At 58.6% G+C, this 18,575-nt stretch carries 13 protein-coding genes and 2 pseudogenes; 8 read left to right on the top strand and 7 right to left on the bottom strand.

Annotated features, from left to right (window positions below):
• The first annotated feature begins 110 nt into the window (after window positions 1-110).
• The gene (locus AC0L8G_RS14810) at window positions 111-2,153 is read left to right on the top strand and encodes a WD40 repeat domain-containing protein (RefSeq protein ID WP_473384948.1); all 2,043 of its coding nucleotides are present in this window, start codon (window positions 111-113) and stop codon (window positions 2,151-2,153) included.
• 24 nt (window positions 2,154-2,177) lie between these two features.
• Here the strand turns inward: AC0L8G_RS14810 and AC0L8G_RS14805 are convergent, their stop codons facing one another.
• The 5 genes and pseudogenes from AC0L8G_RS14805 to AC0L8G_RS14785 all read right to left on the bottom strand — a co-directional run bounded on the left by AC0L8G_RS14805 (window position 2,178) and on the right by AC0L8G_RS14785 (window position 8,703).
• Window positions 2,178-2,612 carry a Cif family virulence factor gene (locus tag AC0L8G_RS14805; RefSeq protein ID WP_473384947.1) on the bottom strand — a complete coding sequence of 145 codons (435 nt, stop codon included), beginning with the start codon at window positions 2,610-2,612 and terminating at the stop codon, window positions 2,178-2,180.
• Window positions 2,613-2,778: 166 nt separating this feature from the next.
• Entirely contained in the window at window positions 2,779-4,224 is a 1,446-nt protein-coding gene (locus AC0L8G_RS14800) for an efflux transporter outer membrane subunit (RefSeq protein WP_473384946.1), read from the bottom strand.
• Window positions 4,225-4,247: 23 nt separating this feature from the next.
• Window positions 4,248-7,414 (bottom strand): annotated as a pseudogene (locus AC0L8G_RS14795) (efflux RND transporter permease subunit).
• Window positions 7,415-7,436: 22 nt separating this feature from the next.
• The gene (locus AC0L8G_RS14790; RefSeq protein ID WP_473384945.1) at window positions 7,437-7,616 is read right to left on the bottom strand and encodes a hypothetical protein; all 180 of its coding nucleotides are present in this window, start codon (window positions 7,614-7,616) and stop codon (window positions 7,437-7,439) included.
• A 22-nt stretch (window positions 7,617-7,638) separates the two neighbouring features.
• Window positions 7,639-8,703, bottom strand: coding sequence for an efflux RND transporter periplasmic adaptor subunit (locus AC0L8G_RS14785; RefSeq protein WP_473384944.1), 1,065 nt, complete (start codon window positions 8,701-8,703; stop codon window positions 7,639-7,641).
• Between the two features lie 270 nt (window positions 8,704-8,973).
• Here AC0L8G_RS14785 and AC0L8G_RS14780 point away from each other — a divergent pair, with 270 nt between their 5' ends.
• The gene (locus tag AC0L8G_RS14780; protein ID WP_473384943.1) at window positions 8,974-9,855 is read left to right on the top strand and encodes a LysR family transcriptional regulator; all 882 of its coding nucleotides are present in this window, start codon (window positions 8,974-8,976) and stop codon (window positions 9,853-9,855) included.
• 92 nt (window positions 9,856-9,947) lie between these two features.
• Here the strand turns inward: AC0L8G_RS14780 and AC0L8G_RS14775 are convergent, their stop codons facing one another.
• Both AC0L8G_RS14775 and AC0L8G_RS14770 read right to left on the bottom strand, forming a co-directional pair.
• The gene (locus AC0L8G_RS14775) at window positions 9,948-10,736 is read right to left on the bottom strand and encodes an AraC family transcriptional regulator (RefSeq protein WP_473384942.1); all 789 of its coding nucleotides are present in this window, start codon (window positions 10,734-10,736) and stop codon (window positions 9,948-9,950) included.
• A 211-nt stretch (window positions 10,737-10,947) separates the two neighbouring features.
• Window positions 10,948-11,721, bottom strand: coding sequence for an AraC family ligand binding domain-containing protein (locus AC0L8G_RS14770; RefSeq protein WP_473384941.1), 774 nt, complete (start codon window positions 11,719-11,721; stop codon window positions 10,948-10,950).
• A gap of 420 nt (window positions 11,722-12,141) precedes the next feature.
• On the opposite strand from AC0L8G_RS14770, the gene AC0L8G_RS14765 reads away from it, so the two are divergent.
• From AC0L8G_RS14765 to AC0L8G_RS14740, 6 genes and pseudogenes are all read left to right on the top strand, one after another.
• Window positions 12,142-12,882, top strand: coding sequence for an alpha/beta hydrolase (locus AC0L8G_RS14765; protein WP_473384940.1), 741 nt, complete (start codon window positions 12,142-12,144; stop codon window positions 12,880-12,882).
• A 7-nt stretch (window positions 12,883-12,889) separates the two neighbouring features.
• Window positions 12,890-13,486: an FMN-binding negative transcriptional regulator gene (locus AC0L8G_RS14760; RefSeq protein WP_473384939.1), complete on the top strand. Its 597-nt coding sequence runs from the start codon at window positions 12,890-12,892 to the stop codon at window positions 13,484-13,486.
• A 106-nt stretch (window positions 13,487-13,592) separates the two neighbouring features.
• Window positions 13,593-14,006: pseudogene (locus tag AC0L8G_RS14755) on the top strand (TonB-dependent receptor plug domain-containing protein); the annotation flags it as partial.
• A gap of 553 nt (window positions 14,007-14,559) precedes the next feature.
• Entirely contained in the window at window positions 14,560-15,801 is a 1,242-nt protein-coding gene (locus AC0L8G_RS14750) for a TonB-dependent receptor (RefSeq protein WP_473384938.1), read from the top strand.
• A 158-nt stretch (window positions 15,802-15,959) separates the two neighbouring features.
• On the top strand, window positions 15,960-17,006 hold the full coding sequence (locus AC0L8G_RS14745) for a histone deacetylase family protein (protein WP_473384937.1): 1,047 nt from the start codon (window positions 15,960-15,962) through the stop codon (window positions 17,004-17,006).
• 14 nt (window positions 17,007-17,020) lie between these two features.
• Window positions 17,021-18,445 (top strand): alanine/glycine:cation symporter family protein, encoded by a 1,425-nt coding sequence (locus AC0L8G_RS14740; RefSeq protein WP_473384936.1) that lies wholly within the window; start codon window positions 17,021-17,023, stop codon window positions 18,443-18,445.
• The last annotated feature ends 130 nt before the right edge of the window (window positions 18,446-18,575 follow it).

Genomic DNA, 18,575 nt, shown 5'->3' with positions numbered 1-18,575 from the left:
GATGGCGCGCGCGGATATTCAATTCGCCGATAACCGTCATGGTTATTGGCAATTTGTGACGGCGCCGTATTAATGAACGCCTGATAAACTCGAATTCCCCGGAAGCTGTCATGTCTATACAATTGAATGATCATTTGCGGATGGTCTGGAACTGGGGGAACTTCCTTCAGGAAGACACCAAACCGCGCATCATCGACACCCGTAGCGGTCAGTCCCTCTGTACGCTGGAGGGGCATACGGATTATGTGCGCGGATGCGTCATGCTTGATGACGACAGGCTGCTCACATGGTCGAACGACACGACATTGCGGATATGGCGGCTCGATGGAACCTGCGTTGCGGTTCTGGAGGGTCACACCGATTATATTAACGGCGTTGTCGTTCTTGACGGGAACAGGCTCGCTTCGTCTTCCGGCGACGGGGATGTTCGCATCTGGTCGCTCCCGGATGGCGCCTGTCTGCATCGCCTGAACTGGGTGACGGAGGCCACGAGCGACAAGCCGACGGTTTCATGTGGGAAGGGCGACCGCCTGGTCGTCGCATTTGATCGCCGCATCTTGCTGGTTGATATCGCATCGGGCGAGACGCTGACTGATAGGCGCGTCAGTCAATATGGCCCGCAAGCGCAGACTTATGATGATGCGCATTTCATGATCGTCGCCGATGGCGAAATTGAAATTCTGCGGTGGCGTGATGGCGAAAGCGTCAGTGAACTGGATGCAGGCGATATCTGGCCGCAAATCCTCATCTGTGCGGACGGCAAGCTGCTGACCGCCTCTGTTGATCGGGAGACGCGCGCGCGTGCGACTTTCCGGCTCTGGCGCGCGCTGACCGGCGAGCTTCTCGCAGATATGGTTGTAAGCGGTGCAGAGGCGCTGTCCCTGTCTCACGACGGGCAGGGCGGAGATGTTATCGTCCGAATGAAAGACTATCGGCGTCTGAGATTGTCGTTGCCGTCTCTTCAAAACGTCAAAAAGTCTGGCCTAAAAGCTGTGAAAGCGGACGGGTTTGACAGTTTCGCGCCGGAGCTTCAACAGCCCGAAGCAGATGGCGCGGCTGAACTCAACGTTTCGTGGCTCGACCGGCGCCTGGCGCATACAATTGACTTGTCGCAGTGGTATGAAACGCCGGATTTTCAGGACAGCGGCGCGCTTGACGACGGACGTCTCGCACTGCGCTTTCAGGATCAGTGGCGGCTATATGATCCATTGATGAAAGCGTATGAAGCGCTGTCCGACGCCCATATGTATGCGGCGCATCCGGAATATCTTGAAAAACTGGAAACGCGCTTGCGCCTGAAGGGGGATTTGCAAGCTTTGTCGCGCAATGCGGCGAAAACCAGAGGATATTCTGAGGCCGCTGTGTCGGCGGCGATCGCATCTTTGAACGACGGCGATATGTCCGCGCCAGCAAGACGAGGAAGAGTTGGTTTCGCGCCTACCTTTGATGGGCCGATCATCGCTTTTGCGGCGTCGGAGCATTCCATTTGGCTACTCAATGAAAGCGGCGACGTATTTGAGTCCGTCTGCACGGATGATGAGCGCGCCTTTATCAATGGCGCTCCCATCATCGCGCCGGACGGCGTTTTGCATCGCTGGACGGAAGGCGGCGCGAGACCACTGGTTTCCACGAACAACACTCAGCCGATAAAAGTGCATCCCGATTTCAGGGCGGCGATCACCGGCGCGCGCTGGCGCGACAACGGGCATTTGGTCGTACGCAGCGGCGCAGGCGTTTCCATTTTCGATGTCGGCACGGGTGAAAAGCTGACTTTTCTTGATGGCGGCCATGGCATGGGGAATTGGGGGTTTCGTGAAATTCCCGGCGGCCCGCTTGTCACATGGAGCCGGATTTCCCTGCGAAGCTGGGACAGGGAGAGCTATGCGCCGCTGGTTGAACTGCAAGACCCGGAAGATTGGGGTCCGGGCTATGAAGTGGTGGAGATCGCCGGCGACCGCCTTGCCTTTTCATCGGGCCTCTACACCCATGATAACCGCATCATGCTCTGGGATGGCCGCTATGATCTGGCGGTGTATGGCGGACATAGGCAGGAGGTTGGGAAGGTCCGGATGTTGAAACCCGGTATTTATCTCTCCGAAAGCGCGGAAAGCTGGCGCGGGGGAGAGCTGCATTTGTGGCGCATGCCTGCTTGATCGTCGATGCGGCGAAAAGGATCGCTAAATGCTGACCAACCGCTCGCGCACGAGGCGCCATTCGCCGTCGAATTGACGCCATGAATGTTCTCCGCGCCAATGCGGGGCGGGGGTGATATGCGTGCCATCGAGGCGCGTGGCGTCCGCGACAAGCTCGAATTTGATATCGGCGATATCACCGCTAATCGTCAGTTCCGGTTCGCCCGTAATGGACAGGGTCATGTCTTCGAGGTCTTCGAACACTTCTTTCCATTGGGCTTTGTATTCGTCAAAGCTTTGCGCCTTGATGCGCCGGCCGAAGGCTTCCACTTCGACATCGATGGCGCCGTCGCCCTTGGCGAATAGAGCGTCAATTGAATAGGCCGCGCCCGGCTCGCCGCATTCGTTCCATGCCTTGATCCAGAACTTCAAAAGGCAATTGACGATCGTCGCATCCTTTTTCTTGCAGACTTGCTCCATTTTTCCTCCAACGCCGTACCGCGACTTCTTTTGGCCGCGCGTCGCCGGCAAAAGTCCGCCAAACATCGCAAGTTTGAGCGGAAAGATAAAGGGCGACAGGCGCGCAGTCCGTCGGGGGAAGGACGCCCGCGCGCCTGTCGCTAAGCGGCTTGCGCCGCTTATCGTGTCAAAAAGCCGCGAGGCGGCTCGCGCTTTGCGTCCGCCAGCCTGCGCCAAGGGCCAGATAGACGCTGATATATTTCGCGGTCGCTGCGGTTTGGCTTTCCGCCAGAGAGGCTTCCGCGGAGAGCAGGCGGCTTTCTGAATCGAGCACGTCGATGAAATCGTCGGCGCCGGCGTCATAGCGGTCGCGGGCGAGGGCGGCCGCCTCTCGCGCCGAGCCGGCGGCCTCATCGAGCGCGGCGAGCCGCGCCCGTTCGCGGCCATAGCCGGAAAGGGCGGATTGGGTTTCCTCCAGTGCGGTCAGGACGGTTTTTTCATAAGCGGCGAAGGCGGCGTCGGCGCGCGCATCCGCTGCGTTGACGCTCGCCCGGACGCGCGGGATGTCAAAGCCCGACCAGGATAGCGACGGGCCGACGCCATAGCCGAAGGAGCCATCCGCCCCAACGCCCGATAATGTCTGGGCGGAGGCGCTGACGGCGCCGACAAGGGTGATCCGCGGGAAGTAATCCGCCTTCGCAACGCCGATGCGCGCGGTCGCCGCCGCGAGCATGCGTTCAGCGGCGCGAATGTCGGTGCGGCGGCGAAGCAGGCTTTCCGCATCGCCGATAGCGAGCGCGACGGGCGGTGAGGGCAGTTTTTGCGGACCTGTTTGAAGACGCTCCCTGATCTCGGAGACTTGCGCGCCGGTCAGCGTCGCAAGGCGATTCAGCGCCATGACTTCCGACGCCTCAAGCGGCGGGATCGCCGCCTGCGTGGTCTTCGCCTGGGTTTGGGCGCGGGCGACATCGAGTTTCGAGCCGAGCCCTTCTTCGAAACGCGCCTGGGTCAGCGCGCTGGTTTCAAGCTGGATTTCGAGATTGCGCCACGCAACATCGAGGCTCGTTTGCGCGCCGCGAAAATCCACATAGGCGCGGGCGGTCTCGGCGGCGATGAGCGCCTCGGCGTCCCGGCGCAGATATTCCGCAGATTGCGCATCGGCGAGCGCGGCTCTGGTGGCGTTTTTGACCCGGCCGAAGAAATCGAGCTCCCAGGCTGCATTGAGGCCGACATCGAAATAGTCCGTGTCGGTAAAGCTTGCCCCATCGGCGCCAAAGGAGGCGCCGGAGAGCCTGCGGCGCTGATAGTCTGCGCCGCCCTCGGCGGTGGGGCGAAGATTGACCCGCTCCAGCCGCAGCAGTGCCCGCGCCGCCTCCACATTCGCTGCGGCGACGCGCAGATCGCGGTTTTCGTCAAACGCCGTTGCAATGAGAGCGTTTAGCGTTTCGTCCTGCAACGCCGTCCACCATTCTTCGGCGGGTTCTGCAACCGAGACTTCGAGTGCAGGATCGCTTTCCAGAGCAGTTGGGGCGAGGTCACCGCTTGCCGGGGCGGCGTAGTCGGGACCGACGCTTGCGCAGGCGGCAAGCGTGATCGCGGAGGCGGACAATGCAAGCATTTTGATCAGGGACATGATATTTGTCTCCCTAGTTGGTTTCAGTCGCCGGCTTCGCGGCGCCGGAATTGTTGAACAGGTTTTTCACGCGACGCCCGAGCGCGTCGGTGACGACGTAAAAGACCGGCGTGAACATCAGGCCGAAGGCGGTGACGCCAAGCATGCCGAAGAACACCGCGACACCGAGCGACTGGCGCATCTCGTAACCGGCGCCGGAAGCGAGCATCAGCGGCGTAACGCCGGAGATGAAGGCGATCGAAGTCATGATGATCGGGCGCAGGCGCAGTCTCGCCGCGTCAACCGCCGCATCCTCCGCCGACAATCCCGCATCGCGGCGCTGCTTGGCGAATTCGACGATAAGGATCGCGTTCTTCGCGGCAAGGCCGATCAGGACGACAAAGCCGATCTGAACGAGAATATTGACATCGAAACCGCGCAACAAAACACCGGTGATCGAGGCGAGCAACGACATCGGCACGATCAGGATGACCGCCAGCGGCAAGGTGAGGCTTTCATATTGCGCCGCCAGCAGCAGGAAGACGAAGACCACGGCAAGCGCAAAGGCGATGATCGCCGTACCCGAGGCCATGCGTTCCTGCAGGGCGAGCTCTGTCCATTCGAAGCCGAAGCCCGGCGCCAGCGAATTGTCCGCAAGAGCCTGCACGGCGTCGAGTGTCTGGCCGGTGGAATAGCCCGGCGCATTGTCGCCCTGCAATTCGGCGGCGGGATAGAGATTGTAACGCGCCACCCGGTTCGGGCCGGTAATCGGCTCAAATGTTGCGACCGAGCCGAGCGGCACCATGCCGCCCTGCGCATTGCGGGTTTTGAGGCGCGCAATGTCTTCCGGCGTCTTGCGGTATTTGTCTTCGGCCTGCGCCGTCACGCGGAAAGTGCGGCCGAATGCGTTGAAGTCGTTCACATAGGCGGAGCCGAGATAGACCTCGAGCGTTTCAAACAATTCGCTCGTGGAAACGCCGAGTTGTTCTGCGCGCACGCGGTCAATGTCGGTGTAGATCTGCGGCGTCTTGGTGTTGAAGGTCGTGAACACAGAGCTTGCCGCCGGGTCCTGGTTCGCGCCGCCCGCAAGGCCCCAGGTCGCCGCTTCGAGCGCTTCATAGCCGAGCCCGGCGCGGTCCTGCACATAACCTTTAAAGCCCCCGGCATTGCCGACCCCGCGCACTGGCGGCGGCGGCACGACGAGCACATAAGCGTCCTGATAGGCGGCGTAGGTTGCGCGCAGATCACCGACAATGCGGTTGACGTCGTAGCCTTTCCCGACACGGTCGCCAATATCCGACATGGTGAAGAAGACGGCGGCGGCATTCGAAGCGTTGGTGAACGTGGCGGCGTCGAAGCCCGCAAAGGCGACGGCATGCTCAACATGGTCTTGCGCGAGACCGTCCTTGATCGCACGGTCCATGACTTCCTCCGTGCGCGACAGCGATGCGCCCGGCGGAAGTTGAATGATGGTGATGACATAATTCTGGTCGACCGGCGGCACGAAGCCTTTTGGCGCGGCTTTGAATTCAATACCCGCAATCACCACAAGCCCCGCATAGGCCGCCAGCACAATCGTGGAAAAGCGGATGAATTTGCGGACGAGGCGAGCATAGCCTTGCGATGCGGCGTTGAAGCCGGCGTCGAATTTTCTGAAGAACCACGCAACGGGCCGTTCCCATCTGCGCAATTGCGATGCATCCTTGCGCGGCTTCAAGAGCAGCGCCGCGAGCGCCGGCGACAATGTCAACGACACGCCAGCCGAGATTACCGTGGCCGAAGCGACCGTGACGGCGAACTGGCGATAGAATTCGCCGGAAATGCCTTCAAGAAACGCCGTCGGAATGAACACGGCCGAGAGAACGAGCGCAATGGAAATCAAGGCGCCGCCGACTTCGTCCATGGTCGCGAAGGCGGCGTCTTTCGGCGTCAATCCTTCATGGATTTTGCGTTCGACATTCTCGACGACGACAATCGCGTCATCAACAACAATGCCGATAGCGAGCACCAGGCCGAATAGCGAGAGCGTGTTGATGGAAAAGCCAAGCGCCTGCATCACCGCGAATGTGCCGATCAGCGAAACCGGTATGGCGATAATGGGGATCAGCGAAGCACGCAGGCTCTGCATGAACAAAAAGACGACCAGCGAAACGAGAATCACTGCTTCAAAGATCGTCTTTTGAACTTCGTGGATGGATTCTGAAATAAATTCAGTTGGATTCCAGATCACGTCATAGGCGAGGCCGTCAGGGAATGTCTTCGACATCTCTTCAACGGTGGCGATGATGTTGTCGGCGGTTTCGAGCGCATTGGAGCCCGGCTGTTGGTTGAACAACATGGTCAGCGCCGGATAGCTGTCGAATTTCGCGTTGGTCGAATAGTCCAGCGCGCCAAGTTCAATACGCGCCACATCTTTAAGACGCACCTGGCGGCCGTCTTCGCCGGTCTTGACGATCACGTCGCCGAACTCTTCCGGGTCGGCGAGCCGGCCCTTGGTTTGAACGCTGATTTCAAAAGCGCCTTGGGTATTCGCCGGGGGCTGGTCGAGTACGCCGCCTGCGACTTCGACATTCTGGCGGCGCAAAGCGCCCACAAGATCGCCGCCGGTCAACCCGAAACTCGCCGCGCGTTCCGGATCGATCCAGACCCGCATGGAGAATTCCCGGAAGCCGAACATCTGCAATTGTCCGACGCCGTTTACGCGCTGCAACTGGTCGCGCATTTGCAGCCGCGCATAGTTGGAAATGTAAAGCTGGTCGCGGGTTCTGTCCGGCGAATAGAGATGCACCGCCAGCAGCGCGTCCGGGTTCGCCTTGATGGTGGAGACGCCGAGGCGTCGCACCGGTTCCGGCAGGCGCGGTTCGGCGAGGGCGACCCGGTTCTGGACCAGCACCTGCGCCGTATCGAGATCGGTCCCGGGTTCAAAGGTGACGATGATCGTCGCCATGCCCGCAGAGGTCGACTGCGAGGTGATGTAGAGCATGTTGTCGATGCCGTTGATTTCCTCCTCGATTGTCGCGGCGACTGTTTCGGCGACGGTTGCAGCGGAGGCGCCGGGATAGACGGCGTTGACCTGAATGGTTGGCGGCGCGATGTCGGGATATTGCCCGATCGGCAAAGACGAAAAGGACAGCGCGCCGATAATCGTCACAATGGTCCAGATGACTGCTGCGAAAATCGGTCTGTTGATGAAGAAATGTGCAAAGCGCATGGGAGGTCTCCCCCTTCTTGTTTTAACCGGGTTGGCGTTGCGAAAATTCGGTTGAGCTTGCAGCGGCGAACTGCGCGTCGCTGGTCGCGACGGTTTGGGTCGCAACGGGCTGTTGTATTGCAAGCAGAACAGCCGCCGCCGCCAATGTTGCGGCGACGCTGAATCTGATGTGGGAAGCGGTTTGTCTTATTTCTTTTGACATGATGAATTTCCCCTTTGTCGGATTACTGGGCTGCGGCGATGCGTGTTGTGTCCGCCTGCGGCGAGACTTCGGCGCCGGCCATGACGAATTGCGCGCCGGAAATGATCACCCGGTCGCTTGCCTCCAGGCCGGCGCGGACGATGCGCTTGCCTTCATGGAGCGGGCCGAGCGCAATTTCGCGGCGCTCCGCAATATTGTCGGCGCCGGCGACCCAGACGAATTTTATGTTCTGATCGGTCTGGACGGCGCTGTCGGGAATGAGGAGGGCCGTATATTCGCCCGACCCGGCGAGCTTCAGCCGCCCGAACATGCCCGGCGTTAAAACACCATCTGCATTGTCGAAAGTCGCGCGACCGCGCATGGTGCCGGTGGATGGATCGAACCGGTTGTCGACAAAGCTCATCTCGCCTTGATGGTCGAAATCGCTTTCATCCAGCAGCTTGACCGAGACCGGGTTTTGCGCGCCTTGAAGGCCGGTGTCGTCGCCTTTTGCGGCGAGACGCAGATATTTCAGATAGTCGGCTTCATTGGCGGTGAATTCGAAATAGACAGGGTCAAGGGATACGATCCGTGTAAGAAGCGTTCCGCCTTGTGCGCCGCCGACAATCAGATTGCCTTCGCTGACAAAATTATCGCTGATGCGGCCGGTGATCGGCGCCCGGATTTCGGTGAATTCAAGATTTAGCGCGGCTTGTTCCACGCGTGCATTCGCTGCGGCCCAGGCGGCGTTGGCCTGACGCAGTGCGCTTTCGCGGCGATCGGCTTCTTCCTTGCTGAGAGCTGAACGCTCAAGCAGGCGTTGGCCGCGTTCATTTTCCGCTTTGGCGTTGCGTCTTGCAGCGGCCGCACTCGCCAGTTCCGATTTCGCCGCGGCGAGGTCAGCCTCAAAGGGGCGGGGGTCAATCTTGAAAAGAAGGTCCCCTTTGTGTATAGTGACGCCATCTTCAAAGGCGACGGCTTCAAGATATCCTGATACGCGGGCGCGAATTTCGACACTGTCGACTGCTTTAAAGCGTCCCGTGAATTCGTCCCATTCAACAATTTTTTCGGCTTCGGGCTTGGCGATTGTCACGCTTGGCGCTGGCATAGCTCCGGCGGGTTCGCTTTCCGATGCGCTTGAGCCGCTAAAACTTGCGACGCCGGCCGAAAGGGCGGCGACGGACACTGCAGCAGCCATTAGGTAACGAAGGCGTGATGAAGACGATTTTTTTGAAATAGTCACTGGGTCTCTCTCCTGAAACGGGAAGTTTGGCGAAACAAATGCCGGGTACTTCATGCGTTGACGGGTAGATCGAACCTCAGAGGGTGGATTTCTAATCGTTGCTTCTCATGTCGTGATAACGATAGGTAATCGCAGATGATCGAATTTCGGTTATGGCGGTCTTTTGTAGTGCTCGCTGAGGAACTGAGTTTCCGGCGCGCCGCCGCGCGTCTGAATATCAGTCAGCCCGCATTGACCAAGCAAATACAGGAGCTTGAAACGCGGCTGGGGGTCGCCTTGTTCCGGCGTGAGACGCGCGGGGTTGAGGCCACAAAGGAAACGCTCGCCTGCCTGGACGCAGTGCGTGCGCTTCTTGAACAGGCGGAAACCGTCGAGGCGCAGTTCGGCGCCAGCCGGCAGATGGCCGAAGCGAAAATCACCTTCGGCATGCTTGAATTCTTTTCGCGGACGACGCTGCCCGGAATTTTTCAGGAGGTGCGTAACGCTTACCCCGAGGTAAGGATCTCGATCGTGGAAATGAACACTTTCGAAACCGCGGCGGCGGCGGCTGACGGGCGCATCGACCTTGGCGTGGCGCGTGCGCCCGTTTCCGAGCAGAGCGTCATCGCGCGGCCCTATCGAAGGGGTCACTGGATTTTGATCATGCCGGACACTCACAAGCTGAGTGAAAAAACCGAGGTCACCCTGTCCGATTTCGGCGACGACCCGTTGATCTTCTTTTTGCGCAGGCTCAACCCGGAATTATTCGACGGCGTCATCGCCGCATTGGAAGCGGGCGGGAAAAAGATCGAAATCGCCTATCAGGCGCAAGATCCGATGATCGGGGTTGAACTGGCGCTGAGCGGCATCGGATTGTGTCTCGCCGTTTCCTATGCTGTCGGGGATTTGCCTGACGGCCTCGTCTCGCGGCCGGTCGCCGGGCTGGATTTTGAACCGATGCTTGATCTGGTCTGGCGCCGCGACCGCATGACGCCGCCGCTCCGCATGCTGATCGACGCGATGCTGGAGAGCGGGTAGGCGCCAATCAGATGTGTTAAGCCCGGATTGAAGATGAGGATGGATACCTAAGGTCAGGCTTGGCCCGCGGAACAGTTGATGCGCGCGACTGTTTATTTTGCACGAAAGGCGCTTGGCGACATGCCGAAGGCGCGCTGGAAGGCGGAAGTGAAAGCACTCAGGCTGTCATAGCCAACGGCAAGGGCGACGCTTGTGACTGTTTCCCCTTCCGACAACCGAGCGGCGGCTTCCATCAACCGCACCTGTTGACGCCATGCCGCGAGGCCCATTCCGGTTTCCTGCTTAAAGTGACGCGTAAAACTTCTGCGGCTCATGCCGGCGACTTCCGACCAGGCGGTGATTTCCCGGTCGTCTGATGGGTTAGACATGATCGCGTCGCAGACCTGGCGCAAACGGGCGTCCTGAGGAAATGTAACGCGTACGGAAAATAGCGGCATGCGGGCGACTTCTTCAAGCAAGAGACGGACGATGCCGCCCTCACGGTCGTTCATGTCGTAATTTGAATCAAACGTGATGATCTCGTGGATCAGTCCGCGCACCAGCGGCGAAACATCGAAAACACGGCATGCTTCCGGCTGTACGCCTATATCGGGGTCAATATAAACGATCTGAAAATGCATCGCGCTGCGCGAAGCGACTTTATGACTTGTTTTTGCGGGAATCCAGATCGCGCGATTGGGCGGCAGAATGAAATTGGCGTCTTCGGTCATGACAGACATGACGCCGCTTAACGAGAATGAAAGCTGCGCCCTGTCATGGGTGTGTTCCGGGTACACATAGCCTAGAGGGAACTTGTCCTCATAGGCGAATACAGGCCGGCCGGCGATCGGCAAGTATTCCTTGCGATCGACGCCGAAGACGGATGAACTAAAATCCAGCATTGACCCATGATGCTAAAAGCCCGCTGTTTTGGTCAACAGGTTTCGGTGCGGCGCCGAATAGATTTCGCCGCTTGTGGCGGTTGAAAGCTTTCAGGCCGGCCTTTCGGGTCTGTTCATGCGCGCTTTTCCGGTAAAAGTCAGGCAAGGCGCACTATGCCTGCCGGGATTGAACCAAAGCCGGGCGCGCCGCCATTTTGTCGCAGGCATGCCATCATTCCGTGCGGTCTTCGGTGAAGCGATACTGGCTTGGCGGGACGCCGAATGATTTATGAAACATCGATGTAAACGCGCTTGGGCTGTCATATCCGACAGCATAGGCGACCGTCGTTACGGGCTGTCCTGACGAGAGCAGGGATAAAGCTTCGAGCAGGCGCGCTTGCCGGCGCCAAGTGGCGAGGCCCATGCCGGTTTCTGTACGGAACAATCTGGTGAAGGTGCGCCGCCCAAGATTTGCAAAGGCCGCCCATTCATTCAGGTCGCGTTTGTCCGTAGGATTTTTAAGCAGCTCCCGGCAGACCGCTATGAGCCTCGGATCTTCGGGCATGGGGACGTGATAGGGCGCGGCGGGCATGTTGATGATCTCGTTGGAGAGCAGTTTGATGATCGCGTTTTCGCGTTCTTTGTCGCTATTGGTCGGATCGAATTTGACCACTTCCAGAATGAGCGCGCGCAGAAGTTCAGAAACCTCAAGGATTTTGCATTCCGCCGAAGGCGTGTCTTCGCTTTCCTGAAAATAGAGCGTTCTGAGAGAGACCGCGCCGCGGCAGGAGACCTGATGAACCACGCCGCGCGGAATCCATAATGCCCGCTGCGGCGGCACGACAAAGCTTGCGGAGGCCGCTTCAACAGACATGATTCCGCTGGAGGCGTAGAGAAGCTGCGCGCGTTCGTGGCTGTGAAACGGGTCCGTGAACCCTGTCGCATATTCATCGGCCAAGCCAATAACCGGGCGCGCCGGATCGTCTATGTCCTGATAATGCTTCATTGGCCTGATTGCGACAATTCCGATGCGATTGTTGGAAAAATGCTATTTAGGCGCCATTCGTCAAGTCAATATAACAGCGCGTATTTTTTGGTTTTGCCCGAAGCAGCATGCATTTGTCCCGTCGCCAATGGCGTTTTGACGGCCGTCGTTTCATGAGGGGGACCACTGACTTTCCCTAGGGAGGAAATGAGGGCGGGATGACGTCACTGGAGAAAAGCGCGGCGGAGATAGATGATGTCGATCTCGCCATTCGCGAATTTCACAATATTACGAGCCGCGATTATGCGCGTTTTTCCGAAGGGTCTGGCGGCGGCATTGTCGCCCGGCGCGATATTGCCGAAAGGGTGAGGGCGCCATGGCGGGCCGGCGGCCCGGTGATGGCCGCAACGCGGGAAACGAAAACGCCGTCAGGGATCTCGCTTGCGTATCTACACGCCCCAACATGCCAAGCCGGGCCGGGTTCTGGTTTATGTGCATGGCGGCGGCTGGGTCATGTTTTCACTGGATACGCATGACCGGCTGATGCGCGAATATGCAGACCGGTCAGGAACGACCGTTGTCGGCGTCGATTACTCGCTCTCGCCGGAGGCGGTTTATCCGCGGGCGCTCGACGATGTTTCCTCCGCCTTTGACTGGGTTGCCGATGGCGGATTGGGCGCCGGCTATGAACAGCCTGCCATCTTTCTCGGCGGCGATTCCGCCGGGGCCAATCTCGCCCTGGCGACGGCGATGCGCGCGCGCGACGAGGGGAGAAGGCTTCCCGATGGTCTCCTGCTCAATTATGGCGCGTTTGATACAGCAGAACGTCCATCTCATCTTCGCTATGACGGCGACCGATACATGCTGACGCGCGCTGAAATGGCGGCGTTCTGGCGTGATTATCTGGGCGGTCAACATGCTGAAGACTGCGAGTATGCGCGGCCGCTGCATTTTAATGTTACGGGCTTGCCGCGCACCTTTATGTGTATCGCTGAGTGCGACATCCTGCATGACGAGAATCGCGATATGGCAGCGCTGTTACGTAAGGCTGGGGTTGAGGTGACGGAAAAGATTTACGCGGGCGCGACGCACAGCTTTCTTGAGGCGGTGGGCATATCTTCCTTAGCGGGAAAAGCGTTCGATGACGCCGCCGCATGGCTTAAAAAAACCGTCGAGGACTGACCGGCATATGGTGCAAGCTGCCGAGCGTTTGGCCGATGAGGATATTGTCAGGCTGATCCGCGAGTATCCGCTGGCCTGGATCGTTCCGCATGACCCTGCGGTTTTTCCTGCGCTGCTGCCGATGCTGGTGGAATGCGATGGGGCGGGCGCCCCGGTCTCACTGCTCGGTCATATGCCCAAGAATCACGCGCTGGTTTCTGCATTCAAGGCGGATGGGCGTGGGCGTTTTCTCTTTCTCGGGCCCCATGGCTATATCTCGCCCGAGCTGATGAGCAACAAAGACTGGGCCCCCACCTGGAATTACGCCGCCGCCCAAATCGACGGTGATGTGAAATTTGAAGACACGCTCATCCATGAGGCGCTTGAAACGCTCGTTAAGCATATGGAGCAGGGGCGGGCTGAGCCCTGGACCGCAGCCATGCTTGGAGAGCGCTATTCGGCTTTGAGCGCGCGTGTGGTCGGGTTTCGTGTCCGAATAACGGGCATGCGCGCCCGATTTAAGCTGGGGCAGGACGAAGGCGATGGCGCCTTTGGTGAAATCGTCGATGGCTTGAGTGATCCGCATCTCTCATCTTGGATGAAACGGTTTCGCCCTTCAGATTAAGCGGCTTGTGGCCCTTTCGCGCTAATCAATGACCCTTCAAAGGAAGCGGCTTCGGCTGAGGTCTTTTAGCATTGCCCGCTTAAATCGCTAAAAGCGGAGGGGTATTATGTCAGAGTTTACTACAGGAAAGAGTTTCTTGTTGCTTGCCGGGTCCATTGCGGCGCTGGTGAGCGCAACGGGCGGCGCCAATGCCGCGGAGGGCGATGACGTCATCATCGTTACGGCAACCAAGCGTAACACCGATCTGCGCGATGTCGCCGGCTCCGTGAGCGCGGTGACGGAAGAGAGCCTGAAGGATATCAACGCGCAGAGCCTTTCCGATTACATCACGCGCGTGCCGGGCGTTGTTTTCAATGATTACCAGCCCGGCGTGTCGGAAGTCGTCATTCGCGGCGTCGCCTCGACCACTTACCATGAGGCCAACCAGGCCACGACGGGCTATTATCTGAACGAAATTCCGCTGATTGAGCCGGGCTTTCCCCTAGCCATTCCCGATGTTGACGCTTTCGACCTGCAACGGGTTGAAGTGCTGCGCGGGCCGCAAGGCACGCTGTTCGGATCGTCATCGCTCGGGGGCGCGGTGAACTATGTGGTGAATGAAGCCGACGCGAGCGGTTTCGACGCCGCATTTGAAGGCAACGTTTCTACGACACGGCGGGCCGGAGAGGCCGGCTATGCCGTGAAAGGGATGATCAACGCGCCGTTGATTGAAGACAAGCTCGCGGTGCGCGTGGTCGCCTTGCAGCGTTTTGATGCTGGCTATCTCGACAACCCGCAGGCCGGGATTGACGGCAGCAATGATCTGCGGGTTCGCGGCATCCGCGGTTCGATCGTCTTCACGCCTACGGACACGACAACCTTGTCCACGCTCAGCATGTATCAGGAATACAATCTGGACGATCAGACCTATGTGATCTTCGGCGCCGACCCGCATGTTCCGACCTTCGACCGCGCAACCAACGTGCCCGAGTTTCAGGACACGGATTTCATGTTGCATAGCCTCAAGCTCGAACAGGATCTGGGCTTTGCGGCGCTGACAGCGCTTGGCAGCTATGTCGAGAAAAGCAGCGACCTTGCATTTGACGATCTCGATCTTTTTCGGCGGCGACGACCCGCGCACGGGCACGCCGCAGCTTTCGTCGTCATTCGGCGAGTCGAAGACTTATTTTGGCGAGCTGCGGCTTGCCTCGGTCGGCGAAGGGCCGTTTTCATGGCTGATCGGCGCGAACTATACAAAGATGAATGCGGACAGCACGGGCGCCGTCTTTATCGAGGGTATTGGCGCTTACATAGACGCCAATCCCGGCATGTTTGGCGGACAACCGAGCAGCGTGATCGCGCCTGACGATCTGACGCAGCGAACGGTCAGCGACAGCAAAGTCAAAGAGATCGCGCTATTCGGCGAGGTTTCCTATACCTTCGCCGAGGTCTTGACCTTGAGTGTTGGCGGACGGGTTTTTGAATATACATCCGAACCGCGTCTGCAGTTCCTGCCGAACGCCGATCTTGTTCCGCCGTTTGATTTCCAGCCGAGCCCCAGCAAGGAATCGGACTTCATCCCGAAAGTGTCGCTCAGCTACACGCCGACCGACAATTTCATGGTCTATGCGCTTTATTCCGAAGGGTATCGGATCGGCGGCGTCAATGTCTATTCGGCGGCGACGCCGGGCTTGCCGTTGTCCTTCGACAGCGACGCGACGCGAAACTTTGAAGTCGGCACGCGGTTCGACCTTGCCGACGGCGCGGTTGTTGTCGATCTTTCAGCATACCATATCGACTGGAACAACATTCAGGCGCGTCTGTTCACCCCTGTCGACTTCAACGCCTACACCATCAATGGCGGCGGCGCTGACATAAACGGGGTTGAGCTGAGCCTTTCTGTGAACCCGACCGACTATGTCTCGTTCTCATCGAGCGTTTCATACACGGATGCGGAGCTTTCATCTTTGCTTCCGGACAGTTTTGCGCCGGGCGGCGGCTATGCGAAGGGGACGCAGCTTCCGGGGGCGTCGGACTGGGTGCTCGCCAACAGTCTCGATTTCCATTTCGATGATATGGCGATGAAGCCGCGTTTCAGCATCGCTCATCGCTATTTGAGCGAAGCGCCGGTCGCCTTTGGCGCGACTTTGCAAAAAGGCGGCTATCACATTGTCGATCTGAACGCCTCTGTTGAGGTTACCGATCAGATTGAGTTGGGATTATACGCCAAGAACCTCTTTGACGAATATGGCATTTTGAATGCGCCGTTTTCGTTTGCGGGCTCGGTTGCGCGGCCGCGCACCATCGGCGCCCTTCTCCGCTGGAATTACCGGTAAAAACTGTTACGGGGCTTTCGGATCATCCGGAAGCCCCGCCAGTGCCGGTATGGCTTCGGCTTTCCAACATGCGCCTGACGAAGATTTCAGGCGGATAAACTAAAAATGCGTCTGACAATGAATGCGTCTGACAATGACGGGGCATGCGAGCGCGTAATATGAAAGCATTCTTCGCCAGAGAGCAGTTGCTGCATGAGCAAAGCGTCGAGTTTAATCGCGGTGAATTAACGGCGCCGTATGAAAGCGGAAAACGCGCTGAGGCGCTGTTCCAGGCGCTTCAATCGGCCTTCCCGGGAAGCGCCAGCGATGTCGAAGAGTTTCCGCTTTCGCATATTCTCAACATACATGATGCGGGCTACATCGCCTTTCTTCAAACCGCCTTTAACGATTGGGCGGCGGACGGACGCGATGGCGACGCTTTTCCCATGGTGTGGCCGGTCCACAATATGCGCGGCGAGAAAACCCCCGGCACAATCGTCGGCAAGGTTTCGCGCTATTCCTTCGAGATTTCGACCGCCATTACGAAACATAGCTGGACATCAGCGCGGCGGTCTGCTGAGACTGCGTTGGCTGGGGCGCGCGAGATGGCGCATGGCGCTGATATGGCCTTCAGCCTTTGCCGCCCGCCGGGCCATCACGCAGGACGCGATTATTTTGGCGGCTATTGCTATTTAAACAATGCGGGCGTCGCGGCCCAATATCTGCTTGATGAGGGCGCTTCAAGGGTGGCGGTCCTTGATGTGGACTATCATCACGGCAATGGGACGCAGCAGATTTTTTATGATCGCGACGACGTATTCTATGCGTCTGTCCACGCCGACCCCGACACGGATTTCCCGTATTTTCTTGGCTATGGGGATGAGCTCGGCGTCGGCAAGGGGGAAGGGTTCAATCTCAATATCCCGCTGGCCAGAGGCGCTGCTTGGGCTTCCTATGAGGAGGCGCTATCGCGCGCCCTGAAGCGCATAGACGACTATGGGCCGGACGCGCTTGTTGTTTCTTTGGGTGTCGACACAAGCGACGGCGACCCGCTGTCTGGATTTTTGCTGAAGCCTGACGATTTTTCCCGGATGGGGGCGTTGATCGCGCGCCTTGGAAGGCAAACGCTGTTTGTGTTCGAAGGCGGATATGCGATCAAGGACATAGGCGGCAATGTTGTGAGCGTGCTCAACGGGTATCTCGCCGCCCAAAAATCAACCCCGTAAACCGGGAAGCGCTGATGCTCGAACCGATAGAACAGTTTTCCGCCAGTCTGGTGCAGGTGGTCTTTTCATCGGTTCGGCTGGGCGGCGTCGATATACAACTTATCGTTCTGTGGCTCGCTTTCGCGATGGTGTTTTTCACCGTCCGGCTTGGGTTTTTGAATGTGCGCGGGTTTGGCGTCGCCATAGACATCGTCCGCGGCCGGCGGGCGGACCCGTCTGCGCCCGGGGAAATTTCACAAGGCGCGGCGCTGGCGACTGCTTTGTCCGGCACCGTTGGTCTTGGAAACATCGCGGGCGTAGCCATCGCGATTTCCATAGGCGGGCCGGGCGCGGCTTTCTGGATGTTTGTCATCGGCTTTTTCGCCATGAGTTTGAAATTCGCCGAGGTGACGCTTGCGGTGAAATATCGGCAGAAGACCGAAGACGGCCGTTACACTGGCGGGCCGATGTGGACATTGCGAAATGCCTTTGCGTCGAGAGGCATGCCGAGAGTTGGGAAAGTGCTTGGCGGGATCTATGCGATTTTCGCCATCTTCGCATTCATTCAGATCATTCAGGTCAATCAGTCATACGCCCAGTTGAATGTCATTATGGGCTTTGGCGAAAACAAATGGGCGGCGTTCGCTTATGGGTTGGTTATCGCCTTTGCAGCGGGGATGGTGCTGATCGGCGGCGTCAAATCGATAGCGCGCGTCACCTCAACGCTCGTCCCGTTTATGGGCGGTCTTTACGTTGTCGGTGTGTTGCTGATTCTCGCCCTGAATATCCAGGCGATTCCTGGCGCGCTTGAACTTATAGTCCGCGAAGCGATGAACCCGTCTTCCGTTCAGGGCGGCGTTCTTGGCGCCTTTGTCGCGGGGATGCGGCGTGCGGTGTATTCCAGCGAGGCGGGGATCGGATCGTCGGCGATCGCGCATGCCATTGCGAAAACGAGATCGCCGGCGTCGGAAGGCTTCGTCGCCCTGCTTGAGCCGTTTATCGACACAGTTGTCATTTGCACGGCGACGGCGCTGGCGATTGTCACTACCGGCGCCTGGCGGCTTGGTCTCGATGACATCGCCATGACGTCGGCGGCGTTTGAAACCGTGTCGGCGTGGTTTCCCTATCTGCTCGCGGCAGCCGTTTTTCTGTTCGCGTTCTCAACGATCATCGCGACCGGATATTACGCCTTGCAGGCGTGGAAATATCTCGCCGGAAATTCGCGCATCCTGTCGCGGCTCTATATGCTGTTTTTCTGTTGCTCTCTTCCGCTTGGCGCGCTGATGGATGTCGCAACCGCCGTCAACATAATCGACAGCCTGTTCTTCCTGCTTGCGGCCCCGAACATCATCGGGCTTTACATTTTTTCCAATGAAATTGCTCGTGACGCCAGCGCCTATCTTCGCGAGGTGCGGCGCATACCGGGCGGTGCAAGTAGAGCAGGTCACAATGAAAGGTAAGAACATGACCATGCGATCTTCGGCGTTCATCAGCATGACAAGAGGTTCTTTCAACTGGCGTTGCTTGCCTTTGCTGCTGCTTGTGACTGCCGCAGCATTTTCCCTGTCGAGTGCGCGCGCATTGGGCCCG

This window comes from Hyphococcus sp. D3-15, from assembly GCF_055809375.1.
This window is presented reverse-complemented; position numbering and strand designations above follow the sequence as displayed.